Raw genomic sequence first — 17,169 nt, 5'->3', positions numbered from 1 at the left:
CGGCGTATTATTTTCTTTCATTTAATTGTATACGCGCTCTAAAAATGGTTAAATTATTTGTTGGCGGTTTTTCACTTGATATAACCGAATTGGAATTGGTTCAGATATTCGACCCGCATTGCAGCGTGGTTACCATTAAGATCGTTCGCGATAAAAAAACGCGCGTGTGTAAGGGCTATGCATTTTTAGAGGTTGACACGATGGATGAGGCCGAAAACGCGGCAATTCAACTGGATGGTACTGAAATTGGCGACCGTACACTTACGGTAAATATTGTGAGGGAAGAAGATATTAAAAAGAAACCCGCACCCTCGTCCTTTACCCGGAGGCCTATGTCTACCGGTTACGGTAAAACTGCCGAGAGCCAGCCGGCCGGCCTAAGGCCAAGGCGCCCGCGCAAGTAATAGGTGGTGCCGGTGAGGCTATAATTACAAAAATTTTCCTTTCTCAAAATAAACTTGTAATTATGCTGTACCAATTCACCAACCGTTTTTTCGTCCATTTATGCTCCCACAACAGGAATATCAAATGTGGCCCGATGCAAAATTATTAGAGTTGCTCAGGCTGGATGACCGCAAGGCATTTGAAATACTGTACAATAAATATTCGCCAAAACTTTACTACGCCGCTTACAATTTATTCAGAGATAAAGATGTGTGCGAGGACCTGGTGCAGGAACTTTTTATAGACCTGTGGACAAAACGCAACGACCTTAACATCGCCTCGCTGGAATGGTACTTAAAAGTAGCTATCAAAAACCGGGTGCTAATGTATATCCGCACGCAAAGGGCCACGCTGGATATTTCGGCTATAGAAGTACTTGCCGAAAAATATAGTGCAGACAGCCAGCTGCTACAGCACGACATCAGCCGGGTGCTGGAAGATAATGTTGCCCAGCTACCCGAGAAATGCCGCCAGATATTTACCCTTAGTCGTAAAGAATACCTTAGCAATAAAGAGATAGCAACCCGCCTGGGCATCTCTATAAAAACGGTAGAAAACCAAATGACCATAGCCCTGCGCTACCTGCGCACCGGGCTAACGGATTACCTGCCATCAATAGTGGCGCTGCTGATGGTACACAAGATAAAATAAGATTTTTATTTACAGCCTCGGCACCCTATAATTTAATCCTGCGGTAGTGCCGCTGGTTACATCTATGGTACAGCCTGTTATTTTGCCGGCCATATCAGATGCCAGGAATACGGCTGTGTTGGCAATATCGGACATCAGGGGCAATTGCTTCAGCATCGAGTCGTTTTCCATCTGGTTCAGTACGCCGCCCATCTCATCGGGGATGGTTTCGAGTGCATCTTTAAAAACTTTTGAGTCGGGCGAGCCGCCCGAGCGGATATTTACCACCCGCACTCCATACACACCCAGTTCGGCAGCAAGGTTGGCTGAAAAGCATTCTACCGCAGTACAGGCGACCGCGAAACCCGCCGTAAACGGATAACCAATGCCCCCAGGCGTTGCAGTAAGCGAGAGTATTACCCCGCTGCGTTGCTTCATCATGGCATTCCCCGCAGCCTTGGCGGTAAGGAAGCGGGTTTGCAGGGTTTGGGTTACGGGCAGTATAAATTCACCCATGGTAAGGCTAACAAGGGGCACGCCTTGTTTAACATCTATACCCGCTAAGTTAAATGAGACATTAATAATGCCGGCTTGTTGTATAACGGCATCCAAATGGCTGTTGATGTTATGTTCGTCAAAGGCGTCAACCTGCGCGGCTTCGGCAAGGCCGCCTAAGGCAATTATTTCATCAGCTACTTTTTGCACCGAAGCAATGTTACGGCCGGTTAAAAATACACGGGCACCTGCAGCGGCGAAGGCTTTGGCCACCGCCCCGCCTAAGGAACCGCCTGCACCATAGATCACGGCGTTTTTGTTTTGAAGCATCATGGTTATTGGTTTATACGAACCTAAATTAAATAATCTGTTCAAAGGGGCTACAGCCAATAGTAGGCGGTGAGGTGTACCTCAATAATCCAAGTCACTGTTTTACGTATTTAAGCGCTACACAGCCCGATTTAAAGACTTTCGACTCCACAAGTTTTAAACCTAACGTCGCCGGCAGGGTAATTCCTTTTAACAACCGCGTACCTTCTCCCGCTATAAAAGGCTGAACAACAAAATGGTACTCATCAACCAGGCCAAGCGCTATAAGGTGCGAAGAAAGCGCCACACCACCGAGCGAAATAGGCTTGCCTTCGCCTTGTTTTAACTTCAATATTTCTTCCTCCGGCTTTGCCCGGCTAATGGTGGTGTTTTTGTCGTCGACGCGCTCCAGTGTTTGCGAAAAAACAAGCTTTTCTATCGAATCGAATACTTTGGCAAACTCATTGGTGGCTTTGCCCATTGATTGAGTTTTTGCAACCCCGGGCCAAAAAGGGACCATCAATTCATAAGTTTTACGCCCGTAGGCCAGCAGGCCCATACCCCTCAGCAGTTCTGTAAAATACTCATGTAGTTCATCATCAGCAATTCCTTTGGTGTGGTCGCAGCAGCCATCTATGGTGATGTTGGTGGCATAGATTACTTTTCTCATTTTGGTTTGATTTTTAGGTTTGTGTAAATATCAAAAATAAAAAACTGCATCCATTGCAATGAGGGTAAACCGCGCCAAAAAAAGGGGCTTTTTAAGCCAAATTTCTTTAAGAATAGCTGTTAGTACAACGTTAGGGATGTTGTTTTGAATGATGAGTACATGGTTGCTACTTTTCATCAGATCCTTACACCGCTTAGGCATAAACTTTGAGTTAAATTTTGAATAGAAATGATGACTTTTGATATAAAAAGATAAATCGATGGCAAAAAACAAGTTACTACGAATGGACAATATCGGCATCGTTGTAGAATCCCTCGATGACGCGATATCTTTTTTTTCGGAAATAGGTTTAAGGCTCGAAGGGCGAGCAAAGATCGAAGGCGAATGGGCTGGCCGCGTTACGGGATTGGGTTCTCAGCATGTAGAGATCGCGATGATGGTTACCCCCGATGGGCATAGCCGGCTGGAGCTCTCGCGATTTTTAACTCCACCTGTTATTTCAGATCACCGCACCGCCCCTGTGAACGCTTTGGGTTATTTACGCGCTATGTTCACTGTTGAAGACATTGACGAACTGGTGGCCAGGCTCATCAAACGTGGCGCACAACTTGTTGGCGAAGTGGTTAGGTACGAAAATTCGTATAAACTCTGCTATATCCGCGGAACCGAAGGATTGCTGATTGGTCTGGCAGAAGAACTCGGTAATAAATAAGAAGCAACTGCGTCTATCTGCCCCGGTTTCAATTCCTTTAAAGCGGTCTCAGTAGGTTCATGTAAATTCCTGTGGCACATCGTGCCGGGCAATGGTCAGGCTATTTTAATCACTTCAGCTACGGAACTTAAAAAGTGGACCAGTTTGCCTTTATTACTTTCTAAAATGAAATCATGCATGCTTTTGCTGGAAAGCTGACTAAAATCGCCAATAATAGCAAACCGAATACGCCAATTAGAGCATTTCTGCAAAACCTCACCCGCCAATCCCGTTTTCAGTTCAAAAAAAGACGGAGCTAATTGATACGCGTGTATGATAATCAGATCAAAGCCCTGGTAGTAAAGGTCGGCTATGAGTTGCGCGCCATCTTCAGGCGTTTGTATCAGAATAGCATCCGAAACTAATTCAGCTATTTGGGTGCCGTTTTTGTTGTGGGTGATAATTTGCATATTAGTATTATGGTGTATTGGATGGAACGAAACTAAATAAAAATCAACAGTACCGTCAAAAGATATGATGGTAAGTGTACCATCACATCCCCACCAAAAAATATTTTAATTTCCTTTGGGGGTTAACCCTGCCAATTGCATCCTACATATATAAACCACCAATAAAGTTTACATTCTTGAAAAAACGTAACCAGGCCGGCGATAGCTCGCTGCAGGAAAAACTTGTAGAAAAATACTTTGACGGGCTGAACCTTGACGAACAAAAGGCAGCGGATCATGGTGTGGCGTTTGAGAAAGACAAAGTATACAGCCGCATCATAGCGGCTATTGATGAGCCTGTGCAACAACGCGTTTCGTCAAAAAAATGGATGGTGGCGGCATCGGCCATCGCCATTATAGGTCTGTCGGCCATCGTCTATCAATTCAGCAGTAATATTGTCAACTATCTCGACCCCATAAAAAACAAGCAGCTTACCGCTGCCAATGGCCAGGTAGTGAATTACACCCTGGCAGATGGTACCAAAGTTTGGCTTAATGGTGGCAGCAAGCTTACTTATCCCGCTAAGTTCCGCGGAAACCTGCGCGAGATAACCCTGGAGGGTGAAGCGTTTTTAGAAGTTGCGCACAATGCCGAAAAATCATTCATTGTACATACGGGCGGTATCCGTACCCAGGTGCTGGGTACCAGCTTTAATATAAAGGCTTATCCCGAAGACGCTTTTGTAAAGGTTGATGTAGTTACCGGTAAGGTGGGCGTTATCCCGGCAACCGCGCAAACCGTTTTCCTTACCCCGGCCGAAGAGGTTTTTATCAATAAAAAAGATAATACAGCGCAAAAAACAACGGGCGTGGATGTTGCCATGTTAACCGACTGGAAAGACGGCGGGCTGGTGTTTAAGAATATGGCCCTGCAGGAAGTTTTAAACGCGCTGCAGCATCGCTACAACATCCAAATTAAGGCTGATGATAACCTTGCTAAATGTTCTATCTCGGCAAATTTCACAAATGTTTCCCTGCAGAATATCATGGTCATTATCTCTAAACTGGTGAAGGGCAAAGTTGTGCAGGAGGGCCAGGTGTACCACTTTAAAGGCAAAGGCTGTTAAAAAATTGAACCAATAATAAAAAAAGTATAACCAATGATCAGTAAACCTAAAAACTATGAAAACAACAATGACATAAAAACATAAAAAAACCCTGCTCAAAGGGATTTGATCAGGGTTGATTAAAATGCCGGGTTATTATTAAGTGTACCGTTTCGAGGTCCAATTCAGAACGATACGCTTGAATTTCAAACACTTTAATTTTCTCAAATTTATGAATATATCTCTATTTTCAAATGGAGTAGTTCGTTATGTTTTTATATTAATGAAATTTACCTCGCTTGCCTGTTTTGTTGTGTGCTTAATGTGTCTCTCGGCCATTGCAAACGACTCTTTCGGCCAGAAATTTATGGAGCAGCCGGTAACGCTTAAGTTGAAGAACGATAAGCTTACCGATGTGCTTGAGAAGATCTCTGCCGATAAACAAGTAAAATTTGCCTACGCGGATAACGTGCTGAAGCCAAGCTTCAGGGTAAACGTTAATGTAACTAACAAAAGCATTAAGCAAGTACTTGATGAGGTTTTAGCTCCATTTAACCTCTCGTACAAAATTATTGATGATGTGATCGTCATCAGCGAGCGTACCGAAGCCGACGCGGTGATTGCCAAACAGGCGGCGAAGCAATTTGCCAAAATAAACGGTAAAGTAACCGACGAAACCAACCAGCCATTACCGGGCGTTAGCGTAAGGTTAAAGGGTACCAGCATAGCTACGGTAACTGATATTAACGGTAACTTTATTTTAGATGCGCCCGATGCCAACGGTACCCTGGTGTTCACCTTTATTGGGTTTACTGCCAAGGAAGTTCCTCTTAACGGGCAAACTAATGTTAATACGCAACTATTGCCGGAGCGTACTTCGCTTAACGAGGTAATTGTTGTGGGTTACGGCACCCAAAAGCGTGTAAACGTAATTGGCGCGGTAGACCAGGTATCCTCTGCAGCTATTGAGGGAAAGCCATCGGTAAACCTTTCGCAGGCGTTGCAGGGTACATTGCCCAATTTAACCATTCAGCAAACCAGTTCAGAACCGGGCGCTTACCAAACCATCAACATTCGTGGGGTAAGCACACTTGGTAACAACAGCCCGCTCATCGTTATAGATGGGATCACCGGTGGCGATATTAACCTGCTTAACCCGCAGGATATCGAAAGCGTATCGGTACTGAAAGACGCGGGCAGCGCCGCTATCTACGGTTCGCGCTCTGCCAACGGTGTAATTTTAGTTACCACCAAAAAAGGTAAAAAGAATTCCGGGGCAACTATCGCTTACAACGGGCAGGCGGGTGTGCAATCGCCGCATGTAGGTTACCGCCCCGTGCATAGCTATGAGAACGCCATCCTGCGGAACGAAACCGTAGTGAACGCCGGCTTGCAACCTATTTACAGCCCCGCGCAGATCCGCGCTTTCCAGGAGAGCGGCGATAACGAATGGTTTTTAGATGCCATCCTTAAAAACGCCGTGCAGCAAAGCCACAACCTCGCGCTAAGCGGTGGTGCGGCTAATACAACCTACCTGGTTTCGGCAGGGGTTACAGATCAGCGAAGCAATTTGGTTGGTCCAAACTATGGCTTGCGTCGTTACAACTACCGTATGAACTTATCTACTGAGTTCGGCAAATTGAAATTAACCAGCATATTAGCCTACGCCCGTACGGAGATAAAAGAACATTCGTACAACACCTCCACCTTAATTGTAGATGCAGGCCGTACGCCAACTTATTATAAGATCCAGGATGATAACGGCAACTACCTCACCAACGATGTGTTGCAAGAATTTAACCCGCTGGGCATCCTGGAAAAAGGTGGCTACCGCAAACGCGATAACGATAATATTTTTGGTAACCTGAACGCCGAACTGGCCGTAACCAAAGACTTTAAAATAAAAGGTGTTTTTGGCGGTACATTGCTGGCGAACCATGCGTTTGCCCGGGTGATACAGGTGAATTACCTGCCAAAAGGCACCTACGGCGCCGATAGGAACACGGATGATGATAACGACAAGAATCTGTTCATCAACACCCAGTTTTTGGCCCAGTATACTAAAACCTTCGCTAAAGATCATAATGTGGATGTGCTGGTTGGCGTGGCAAATGAGTCTACCAACAATACCAGCAACTTTGTCCACCTTAAATTTACCGATCCTGAGTTGGGTACACCAACAACCGGTACCATTATCGACCCATCTTCGGCTAACAGCAATAACAGAACAACCGAAAGCAGCCTCAACTCACTTTTTGGCCGCGGAAGCTACTCTTATAAAAACAAATATTACGGCGAGGTGGATTTTAGGGTAGATGCATCCTCGCGCTTTGCCAAGCAAAACCGCAATGCATTCTTCCCGTCTATTTCCGGTGGTTACCGCTTAACCGAAGAAAGCTTTATGGAAAACTACCGCAGCAAGGTGGGCGACCTTAAACTGCGTGCATCATACGGTATATTGGGTAACCAAAACGTTGGTGATTATCAGTATCAGAGCACATATTTGGCATCGCCGGGCACTTATTACGGTTTTAACAACAGCGTGGTAGGTACCACCGAGATTCGTTTTGCCAATCCGGATATCCGCTGGGAAAGAGCTGCCACATTCAACGCAGGTGTAGACGCAACTTTTCTTAATAGCGCTTTAACCGTGTCGGTTGATTACTTCAACAAAACAACGCGCGATATTCTTTTATCGCCGAGATTCTCCGGTGTGTACGGTGCTGCTTCATTGCCAGATTATAATGCCGGCAAGGTGCAAAACCGCGGGTGGGAGCTTAACGTGAATTACCGTGTTAAAACCGGCAATTTCAACCACTCATTTGCCTTTAACGTAGCCGATTCTAAAAACAAGGTGCTGTTCCTCGAAGGCGGCGACCAGCTTCGCAGCTACGACGAGATGCAAATAATCAACAGGGTTGGGTTGCCAATTGGTTCGTACGTTGGTTACAAAAGGGATGGCTACTTCCAGAATTTGGATGACGTCAACAACGGGCCAAAATTCCCGGGATTGAGCGTTGTACCCGGAGATAACCGCTATGTGGATGTGAACGGTGATGGCACGCTTGATGATAACGACAAATTTGTATTAGGCAGCGGTTTCCCGCGGTTAACATTCGGCTTTACTTACAATGTAAACTATAAGTGGTTCGATCTGAACGTATTTATGCAGGGTGTTGGCAAACGCAGCATGTTTGTACGCGGTGAGCAGGTGGAGCCTTTCCACTTTGGCTACTCGCAGGTAATTTACCAGCACCAGCTGGATTACTGGACTCCGCAAAACCCTGATGCACGTTACCCGCGCCTGGCAGCAAATGGCAGCCAAAGCAACGAGAATAACTTCCGTCGCGGATCAGACATGTACTTGTTTGATGGTTCGTACCTGCGTGTAAAGAATGTACAATTGGGTTACACCCTGCCCGGTGGCATCGCCAAAAAAATAGGGATGAAAAAGGTTAGGGCTTACCTTACCGGCCAAAACATCCTCACTTTTTCGGGCATGAAATTCATCGACCCTGAAACCACCGAGCTTAACGGCAACTCCGGAGTACCCGGCGGTGGTGGCGCAAACAGCGGCAGGGCATACCCTACGCCGGTTTATTACGGGTTTGGAATTGATGTAACGTTATAAATATTGTTATCATGAAAAAGATTAGAAATTACAATAAAACCGCGTTTTTCATCATGCTGATCGTATTTCTATCAGCCTGTAAAAAACTCGACCTCGCACCGGCAAACAGGTTCACCGAGACAAACTACTGGACAACTACAGAAAAGGCGTCAACTTTCTTAAACACCGCTTACGCACAACTATACCCAAACGATTGGTTCTTTTACAACGAAGGTGCATCTGATAATGCCTACAATGGCCGCGGCGATGCCAGCGGTGTTGCATCACTGGCGGCGGGCACCTACGATGCCTCTCTTGGCCGCGTGCGCGACGAATGGAACAACCACTATGCCGGCATTAAAACCTGCAATATCTTTTTAGAAAACGTAGACAAAGTTACGTCTATGGATGCAGCCTTAAAGGCCCGCATGAAAGGCGAAGCCAGGTTTATGCGGGCTTTCCATTACTTCCAGTTGGAAACTTGGTTTGGTGATGTGCCTTTCTTCGAAAAGGATATAACGCTTGATGAAGCAAAAACCATCAGTCGCACGCCAAAAGCACAAGTAGTAGATTTTATATTGAAGGAGCTCGACGAAGTTGCCACAGCATTGCCGGTAAACACCGCTTACGCCCCTGCCGACCGCGGCCGCATTACCAAAGGCGCTGCCATTGCGTTAAAAGCGCGGGTATTGCTTTACGATAGCCGTTGGGCGGAAGTTGCCGCAACCTGCGAGCAACTGATAGGCAATACCACCAACGGTACCTACGGCTTGTTTACTTCTTACGAAGGTTTGTTCCTTCCGCAGAACGAATACAATAACGAGGTGATATTGGATCTGCAGTATGTAGGCGGCGCGCCAAATCGCTCTTACAGCAACTTTTTTGATTTTGCACCACTTGCCGTAGGCGCAAGGCTTAACGCGCTTGCCCCAACACAGGAACTGGTAGACAGCTACCTGATGGCAAATGGTAAAAAACCAACAGAAGCAGGCAGTGGTTACGATGAGAACAACCCTTATGTAAACCGCGACCCGCGTTTAACCAACACCATTGTATACAACCTGTACAAATGGAAAAAACCGGATGGCTCGCTGCAAACTATTTATACCAAACCCGGCTCAGACCCTAATCCAGATGCCAACACAGGCCGCGGAACAGACGAGTACGCTTCGGGCGCGGTTAGTTCGCCAACAGGTTACTACATCCGTAAGTATTACGATCCTACTTCGCTTACCAATTTCCAGTCGGGTTTAAACCTCATCATGATCCGCTACGCCGATGTGCTACTGATGTATGCCGAAGCAAAGAACGAGCTTGGCCAGCTGGATGCAGGCGTATGGGATAAAACCATAAAGCCTATCCGCAACCGCGCGGGCTTTAGCGATGCCGCTGCACTTAACTTCCCTGGAGGCGCGCAAACTGCGCTGCGCGATGTGGTGCGTAACGAACGCCGCAGCGAGCTGGCGATGGAAGGCCTGAGGGTGTTTGATATCCGCAGGTGGCAAACTGCCGAAGTGGTACTGAACGGCTGGGCGCATGGTGCCAAATTTGGCCCTGCATCGGTTGATAACGGTTACATCCGGGCAAACCTCAGGAGCTTCGATAAAAGCAAGGCTTACTTATGGCCCATCCCGCGCGATGAGCGTAATGTTAACCCAAACCTTACACAAAACCCGGGTTGGTAATTCTTAATTATTTATAAAAACATTTATAATCAACAAGATCATGAAAAAGATATTCTATAGCCTTTTGGCTTGTATAGTTGCGGTGTTGGTGGTATCAGGCTGCAAAAAAGATAAAACATTAAACCACACAAACGTATCGGCAGTAAGCACACTTTTTGCGCCGGAGAACAACAAATTTGTAAAGATAGCTTCGGGTGCATCAGGCGCGGTGTCCTTTGAGTGGGAGCAGGCACATGCAGAAGATAACGGGCTTGTTTTATACGAAGTTGCTTTTGATAAAGAAGGTGGCGATTTCTCGCACCCGCTTTATTCGGCACCTTCTGATGGTAACGGTTTGTACAACAAGCTAAGCCTTACTTTTAGCGACCTGAATAAGATAGCCACCAGCGCCGGTGTAAAACCACAGGAATCGGGCAAGGTGATCTGGACGGTGATGTCGTCTAAAGGGATCAACGTACAAAAATCTGCCCAGATCCGTACCGTGGAGATCCAGCGCCCGGCAGGGTTTACCGATATCCCAACAGAGTTGTATCTTACAGGTACCGCTACCGAAGGCGGTGACGACCTTACTAAAGCCGTTAAATTAAAACTTACAGCTCCCGGTAAATTCGAGGCGTTTACCTCGTTGAAAGCGGGTACCTATCACTTTGCAGATCGTAACACAGGTACGCCGTCAACCTATTCTTATGATGGTGCCAAACTAACCGAAGCAGGCAACACCACCGTGGCCGGCGCTACCAAAGTACAACGCATAGAGGTTGACTTTAACGTAGCCGCTTTTAAAACCACCGAGGTAGTATCGGTTGGCTTATGGTTTGCTGCCGATAACAAGATCTGGTTCGACCTGCCTTACAAAGCAGCCGGCGTATGGGAAATTGATGGTGCGTCTGTAGTGTTCCACCAGGAATCGTGGGGCCGCGACGAGCGTTACAAGTTTCGCTTCATCTTTAAAGATGGCGCGGGTACAAGCAGCACCCAATATTACGGCAGTACCAATTCTGACAACAACAGGCCGGATGCAGGTACAGCGGCATCGTATTTTTACATGGTGCCGGTTAACAGTAACCAGTACGATTACAGCTTTAAATTTAACGGCGCTGCCGATAATAAAACCGCCGATATCAAGGTTGATTTTAGTGGTGCAGCAGGCGCTTACACCCATTCAGTTAAGGTTAACTAATTAAGGTATTGTGTCACCAGTCGCGGTTTGCCATTGGTAAACCGCGACTTAACATCCAAACAAATGAAAAATATTACCCAACATATAGGCAAATTGGCGCTAACGGCTATGGTGCCGTTAATACTTACGTCGTGCCTCAAGGATAAGCCTTTCCCGCTGTATGGCAACAAGCCTGCGGTAGTCATCAATTACACCTGGGCCGAAACGGCCGATTCATTGCAAACGGCCACGTATACCAATTACTTATCGGCCAATGGCAACTATTTTAAGCAGGATAACGGCGGTAATACCAATTACAATTATTGGCCGCAGGCGCACACGCTGGATGCTTTTACAGATGCTTACCAGCGCACCAAGAACGATATCTACAAGCAAAGGATGAAATCGTTACTAAACGGTACGCGCATTACCAACGGCAACAAATACGAAAACGAGTATTACGATGATATGGAATGGCTGGCACTGGCAAGCCTGCGCGCTTATGAGGTAACCAACGATAACGACTACCTGGATGCCGCCAACATTTTGTGGACGGATATTAAAACCGGTGTAAATACTAACCAGGGCGGTGGCATAGCGTGGCGCAAAGGTCAGCTTGATTATAAGAACACCCCGGCAAACGCACCGGCCATAATTTTTGCCTGCCGCCTGTACCGCTTAAAAAACAACGCGGCTGACCTGGCCTTAGCCAAGGAACTGTATACCTGGATGAAGGCAACCCTGGTTGACCCTGCAACGGGCATCATCTGGGATGGCATCAACGGCAACCACGACGGCCAGATCAGTAAAAACGAGTTTACCTATAACCAGGGCGTTTACATAGGCGCGGCTTTGGAATTATTCAACGTTACCAAAGATGCCAGCTATTTAGCCGATGCAACCCGTAACGCGAGCGCGACGATTGTTGATACCGATATTTCGCCGGGCGGCTTACTGCGCTCGGAAGGGCAGGGCGATGGCGGCTTGTTTAAAGGCATATTGGTACGGTACTTAACCCTGTTAACGCTAAGCCCGGATATTACCCCGGCAAATAAAGATGTTTACGTAAAGTTTTTAAAATACAACATGCAAACCTTGTTTGTGAAAGGGATTGGCCGGCCGGCAATGACGGTTAGCCCGGATTGGAAATCGGCACCATCCGGTACGATAGACCTCACTACGCAAATTAGTGGTGTTACAACAATAGAAGCCGCGGCAAGGTTAAAAGCCGCGGGTTTATTTTAACATGGAGATTCTTCCGGGATTTGATTAATTTTCCCGGAAGTTTTTTATCCTGATAATTACAGATACATATCTATTCTATGAAAAGAAGGCAATTTATAGGCAGCACGGCCATGCTAAGTGCAGGTGTTTTAATGAGCAAGCTTTCGCTTGCCGCAGAGGCATATCCCGTAGTAAGGGTGCCCGCGTCGCAACGCAAATTTACCAGCAAAGCGGTAGAGGCAGCGATAAAGGAGTTTAAAGCAAAAGTGAAGAACCCCGAGCTGGGCTGGCTGTTTGAGAATTGTTTCCCTAACACGCTGGATACCACGGTAACCTATAAAAATGAAAACGGTAAGCCCGATACCTATGTAATAACAGGCGATATTGATGCCATGTGGCTGCGCGACAGCAGCGCCCAGGTTTGGCCCTATATTGCCTTCATTAATAAAGATGCCGAGCTTAAAAGCCTGGTTGCAGGTGTTATTAATCGCCAAATCACCTGCATCCTGCGCGACCCTTACGCCAATGCATTTTACGACGACCCTAACAAAGTGGGCGAGTGGAAAGACGACCTTACCAAAATGAAACCGGGCTTACACGAACGGAAGTGGGAGATCGATTCCCTTTGTTACCCTATCCGTTTGGCTTATAAATACTGGAAACTCACCGGTGATACTTCGCCGTTCGATCTGAGATGGGATGCAAGCGTGCAAACCATTCTGAGAACGTTTAGGGAACAACAACGGAAAAAAGACGACGGTCCATATTCGTTCCAGCGCAAAACCGCCTGGGCTACCGATGGCGTGCCGATGAACGGCTATGGCTATCCGGTAAAACCAAACGGTTTAATCTGCTCTTCTTTCCGCCCGAGTGACGATGCTACGGTTTACTCTTACTTGATCCCTTCAAACTTTTTCGCGGTGGTTAGCCTGAGGCAAGCGGCTGAAATGGTTGCAGCTATATCAAAACATACGGAGCTGGCTACCGCGTTAACATCTTTAGCCGACGAGGTGGATGCAGCCCTGAAAAAGCACGCGGTAATAGATACCCCGCAATACGGTAAGGTTTATGCTTACGAGGTAAATGGCTTTGGCAGTTTTAACCTGATGGACGATGCGAATGTGCCCAGCCTGCTGGCCATGCCCTACTTAAACGCCATAGAAAACACCGACCCGGTTTATATCAATACACGTAAAATGCTGTGGTCGCTCAACAACCCTTTCTTTTTTAAAGGAACGGCAGGCGAGGGCATTGGCGGCCCGCACGCAGGTAAGGATATGATATGGCCAATAAGCATTACCGTGCTGGCTTTAACCAGTAACAGCGATGCTGAGATAAAGGCTTGTATTGAGCAATTGCGCAAAACACACGGCGGTACCGGCTTTATGCACGAATCGTTTAACAAGAACGACGCGAAGAATTTTACACGTAAATGGTTTGCCTGGGCCAATACCTTGTTTGGTGAATTACTCTGGGAAACTTACACTACCAAGCCACAGCTACTGGCCTAATAATTAGTAACATACCTATGAAAAGAATATCATTTTTAATGATACTTGGTTGTGCCATGGCCTTTTGCGCCAGTGCGCAAACACCAAATTATAAAGAGCGCGTCAGCATCATCCATAAAAACATCTATAGCAAGTTTTATGATAAAGGCGCTAACCTGTACCTCGAAACTAACAATGCAGAAGCCAATAAGGGCAACCATTCTTTCCTGTGGCCGCTGACCGCGCTATTGCAGGCGGCAAACGAAATGGAAGCGCTGGACCCCGCCAAAACCTACATAGCCCCGGTGATGAAAGCGATAGATCAGTATTATGCAGACCGGGCACCCTCGCCCGCTTACCAGGCTATGGTATTAAAGGAAAAGATAGACCCCCGTTTTTATGATGATAACGAATGGATAGCCATTGCCCTGATGGATGCCTACGCCCGTACCCACAAAAAGCAATACCTGGAAACCTCCAAAATGATCTATCGTTTCCTGCTTACCGGGCACGACCAGGTTGCCGGAGGCGGCTTCTACTGGGAGGAGGGTAATTTAAAAGGAAAGAACACCTGCTCTAACGGGCCCGGCGTACTCGTGGCACTGCGCCTGTACCGGGCTACTAACGACAAAGCCTATTTAGATACCGCCATCTCCGTTTACAACTGGACCAAGAAGAACCTGCTGTCGCCCAAAGGTATTTATTATGATGCCATTAAACTGCCATCGTTAAAAGTTGACTCGGCGTTGTATACCTACAATGCGGGTGCTATGCTGCAATCGGGCGTGATCTTGTATAATATCACTCAAGACAAAAAATACCTGGCCGACGCGGTGAACGTAGCCGATGGCGCGGAAAAATATTTCTACAGAAACGGAAAGCTGCCGGGCAACTACTGGTTCAACGCGGTTTTGGCAAGGGGTTATTTTGAATTGTATAAAGTGGAGCAGAACAAGGCACGCCTAAACTTTATCATCGCCGATGCCGAACACATTTGGAAGAACGAAAAAGACGCGGACAACCTTTTGGGTGAACGCAAAATAAAAAGTTTGATAGACCAGTCGGCCATGTTGGAGACCTACGCGAGGCTGGCAAATTTAAAGTAAAAAAAAGCACCTCAAAAAGCACTGAAAAGTGCGAATAAACGCCCTTTTTTGCACCAATTTTCGCAAAAAAACGCAAATTTTCGCAGTCTTTTTTGCTAAAAAAGGTGTTCGTTAAAAATGATTGATTAGTTGGTTAACGGCGCTTTTGTGATTGGGAGCGCCCGCGCCCCGGGGTGGTTCCCGGGGCGTTTTTTTGTTTTAGAATTTCATATACTCCGTAAACACCTCCTGCAAAAAGGCTTTGCCCAATAGCAGCGTTTCATCGGTATTAGCTTTGGGGGCTTTATGGTTTTTAATGAAACTAACCCGCTCACCTGCATTGTCATACGATACCGCTTGGTTGGGCAATATAAAGCCCATACCGTTATCCCAATCGAAAAAGGCAAAATCCTTTGTATAGGGGTTCAGTAGGTTTTTAGACCATTTAAATTCCTTAGTTGGAATTTCCAACTGCGCCAGCAGGGTGGTGATCATATCGGTTTGGTTACCCAGTTTGTTGATCTTTTTACCGCGGTATTCGGGTTTAATAGCGTCCCCAAAAAATAGCAGCGGGATGTGGTATTTCCTTGGGTTATAGGGCTCTGCGTTATTTAGCGGCAGGCGGTGGCCATGGTCCGCCACTAAAATAAACAGCGTATTTTTGTACCAGGGTTGCTTTTTGGCCTCATCAAAATATTCCTTCAGGCTGGCATCCGTATAGTAGGCCGTACTGCGGAATTTATTGGGCAGATCTTCCCCCGGGAAATGAGCTTTCACCGGCACCTCAAAGGGCTCATGGTTGCTCAGCGTTTGGATATAGCTAAAAAAGGGCTCCTGCTGCTGGTTAAGATATTTGATATTTCGCTTCAATACAATATCGTCGTGCGCGCCCCATTTCGAGTTCATTTCGCTGGCTGTAAAATTTCCTTTGTCGATAATATCGCTAATGTGGTGGCTTAGCAAATAGGCCTTGAAATTCATAAAATCGCTTTCGCCGCCATAAAAATAGGAGGTATGGTATCTTTTCTCCGCCAATACATTGCTGACCGCCGGCAGGCGCTCCTGTTTAGAGTTATCAATCACCATGGTACGCGAAGCTTGTGAGGGAAAGGCGCTTAAAATAGCCACAATGCCTTTGTCGGTACGGTCGCTGGCAGCATAAATGCTATCAAATAGTACCCCGTTTTTGATGAAATCTTCAAAATTCGGGGCATCACCTTTTTCGCCGCCGAGCGATTCAATTACATCGGCTGTGAAACTTTCCAACTGGATAACAACAACGTTGGGGCGGGTGGTATTTAAGATACTGATGGTGGTGTCTTTTTCTACCGCGTACATACTATCTACCAGTGCGGTAGCACGGGCGGCAGGCATAAACAGGTAAGGATTACTTTGGGTTTTAACGCTTTCGAATGTGTTTTGCAGCAGGTTCCATTCGGTATTCAGCGCGCCCTGGTTAAGGATGGGTTTGTCTGAAAAGTAAACCGAACTTTGGCTGATGGGCACCAGCTGCACCCCGCTGCGCACAATAACAAAGTTGATCCCAAAAAGCAACAGGAAAATAAAAGGCTTGGCTATAGTTTGCACCTTTGGCTTCCTGAAATTATAATCGATAATAAAATGCGACAAAACAATACCCACAATAAGCAGCACCGCGCCTATAGCAAAGCTGATGCCTATGGGCGAGGACCCCGTAGAAGCCATCGCTTCGGAAGGGGAAGTATACACATTGGCAAACACCCTGAAATTCACCTTGGTACCCCACTCGCGGAAAATGTTGAAATTGAGGATGGTGATAAAACAGATGAGGAAGAGCATAAAGTACACGTAGCCCCGCAGCCAAATGGGTTTAATGTTGTATTTGGTAAACCAATTTACGCCAAAAACAAGCAGGGGAATCAGCGCGATATACCCTGCGGCAGAGGTATCCATGCGGAGGCCGTACCAAAAGGTTTGTAAAATTTGGTAGGGGGTGCTGCCTGTAAATTTTTCATGAAAATAAACCTCGAACACCGCGCGAGTGATGATGGCAAATACGATCCAAAAGAGGAGGAAACGGCAAAAACTAAAAATGCTTTTTAACATCGGCCCGCAAAAATAGTTATTTAAAGCGGATGTTAAA

At 46.6% G+C, this 17,169-nt stretch carries 14 protein-coding genes; 10 read left to right on the top strand and 4 right to left on the bottom strand.

Translation table 11 applies throughout. The features are described 5' to 3' along the window. The first annotated feature begins 44 nt into the window (after nucleotides 1-44). Nucleotides 45-404, top strand: a complete 360-nt coding sequence (locus EPL05_RS02845; protein WP_128531987.1) for an RNA recognition motif domain-containing protein — start codon at nucleotides 45-47, stop codon at nucleotides 402-404. Nucleotides 405-504: 100 nt separating this feature from the next. After that, a complete protein-coding gene (locus EPL05_RS02840; protein ID WP_128531986.1) occupies nucleotides 505-1,095 on the top strand; it encodes an RNA polymerase sigma-70 factor in 591 nt (196 codons plus the stop codon). A 9-nt stretch (nucleotides 1,096-1,104) separates the two neighbouring features. Here the strand turns inward: EPL05_RS02840 and EPL05_RS02835 are convergent, their stop codons facing one another. Together EPL05_RS02835 and EPL05_RS02830 are read right to left on the bottom strand one after the other, a co-directional pair. Then, complete coding sequence (locus EPL05_RS02835) at nucleotides 1,105-1,902, bottom strand: SDR family NAD(P)-dependent oxidoreductase (RefSeq protein WP_128531985.1); 798 nt, start codon at nucleotides 1,900-1,902, stop codon at nucleotides 1,105-1,107. A 91-nt stretch (nucleotides 1,903-1,993) separates the two neighbouring features. Further along, on the bottom strand, nucleotides 1,994-2,548 hold the full coding sequence (locus EPL05_RS02830) for a dihydrofolate reductase family protein (RefSeq protein WP_128531984.1): 555 nt from the start codon (nucleotides 2,546-2,548) through the stop codon (nucleotides 1,994-1,996). Nucleotides 2,549-2,807: 259 nt separating this feature from the next. On the opposite strand from EPL05_RS02830, the gene EPL05_RS02825 reads away from it, so the two are divergent. Continuing rightward, nucleotides 2,808-3,260 (top strand): VOC family protein, encoded by a 453-nt coding sequence (locus EPL05_RS02825; RefSeq protein WP_128531983.1) that lies wholly within the window; start codon nucleotides 2,808-2,810, stop codon nucleotides 3,258-3,260. 95 nt (nucleotides 3,261-3,355) lie between these two features. On the opposite strand, the gene EPL05_RS02820 is transcribed toward EPL05_RS02825, so the two are convergent. Then, the gene (locus EPL05_RS02820; protein WP_128531982.1) at nucleotides 3,356-3,709 is read right to left on the bottom strand and encodes a DUF4180 domain-containing protein; all 354 of its coding nucleotides are present in this window, start codon (nucleotides 3,707-3,709) and stop codon (nucleotides 3,356-3,358) included. Nucleotides 3,710-3,885: 176 nt separating this feature from the next. Here EPL05_RS02820 and EPL05_RS02815 point away from each other — a divergent pair, with 176 nt between their 5' ends. The 7 genes from EPL05_RS02815 (at nucleotide 3,886) to EPL05_RS02785 (ending at nucleotide 15,068) form a co-directional block, all read left to right on the top strand. Continuing rightward, nucleotides 3,886-4,815 (top strand): FecR family protein, encoded by a 930-nt coding sequence (locus EPL05_RS02815; RefSeq protein ID WP_128531981.1) that lies wholly within the window; start codon nucleotides 3,886-3,888, stop codon nucleotides 4,813-4,815. A gap of 262 nt (nucleotides 4,816-5,077) precedes the next feature. Beyond that, entirely contained in the window at nucleotides 5,078-8,425 is a 3,348-nt protein-coding gene (locus EPL05_RS02810; RefSeq protein WP_128531980.1) for a TonB-dependent receptor, read from the top strand. A gap of 11 nt (nucleotides 8,426-8,436) precedes the next feature. Beyond that, on the top strand, nucleotides 8,437-10,089 hold the full coding sequence (locus EPL05_RS02805; RefSeq protein ID WP_128531979.1) for a RagB/SusD family nutrient uptake outer membrane protein: 1,653 nt from the start codon (nucleotides 8,437-8,439) through the stop codon (nucleotides 10,087-10,089). 40 nt (nucleotides 10,090-10,129) lie between these two features. Then, nucleotides 10,130-11,269 (top strand): SusE domain-containing protein, encoded by a 1,140-nt coding sequence (locus EPL05_RS02800; RefSeq protein WP_128531978.1) that lies wholly within the window; start codon nucleotides 10,130-10,132, stop codon nucleotides 11,267-11,269. A 63-nt stretch (nucleotides 11,270-11,332) separates the two neighbouring features. Next, nucleotides 11,333-12,493 (top strand): glycoside hydrolase family 76 protein, encoded by a 1,161-nt coding sequence (locus EPL05_RS02795; protein ID WP_128531977.1) that lies wholly within the window; start codon nucleotides 11,333-11,335, stop codon nucleotides 12,491-12,493. A gap of 77 nt (nucleotides 12,494-12,570) precedes the next feature. Further along, entirely contained in the window at nucleotides 12,571-13,983 is a 1,413-nt protein-coding gene (locus EPL05_RS02790) for a glycoside hydrolase family 125 protein (protein ID WP_128531976.1), read from the top strand. 17 nt (nucleotides 13,984-14,000) lie between these two features. Further along, nucleotides 14,001-15,068: a glycoside hydrolase family 76 protein gene (locus tag EPL05_RS02785; RefSeq protein WP_128531975.1), complete on the top strand. Its 1,068-nt coding sequence runs from the start codon at nucleotides 14,001-14,003 to the stop codon at nucleotides 15,066-15,068. A 198-nt stretch (nucleotides 15,069-15,266) separates the two neighbouring features. Here EPL05_RS02785 and EPL05_RS02780 read toward each other — a convergent pair whose 3' ends face one another. Continuing rightward, on the bottom strand, nucleotides 15,267-17,132 hold the full coding sequence (locus EPL05_RS02780) for an LTA synthase family protein (RefSeq protein WP_128531974.1): 1,866 nt from the start codon (nucleotides 17,130-17,132) through the stop codon (nucleotides 15,267-15,269). Between the last annotated feature and the right edge of the window lie 37 nt (nucleotides 17,133-17,169).

This window comes from Mucilaginibacter gilvus (assembly GCF_004054195.1).
Classification (GTDB): domain Bacteria; phylum Bacteroidota; class Bacteroidia; order Sphingobacteriales; family Sphingobacteriaceae; genus Mucilaginibacter; species Mucilaginibacter gilvus.
This window is presented reverse-complemented; position numbering and strand designations above follow the sequence as displayed.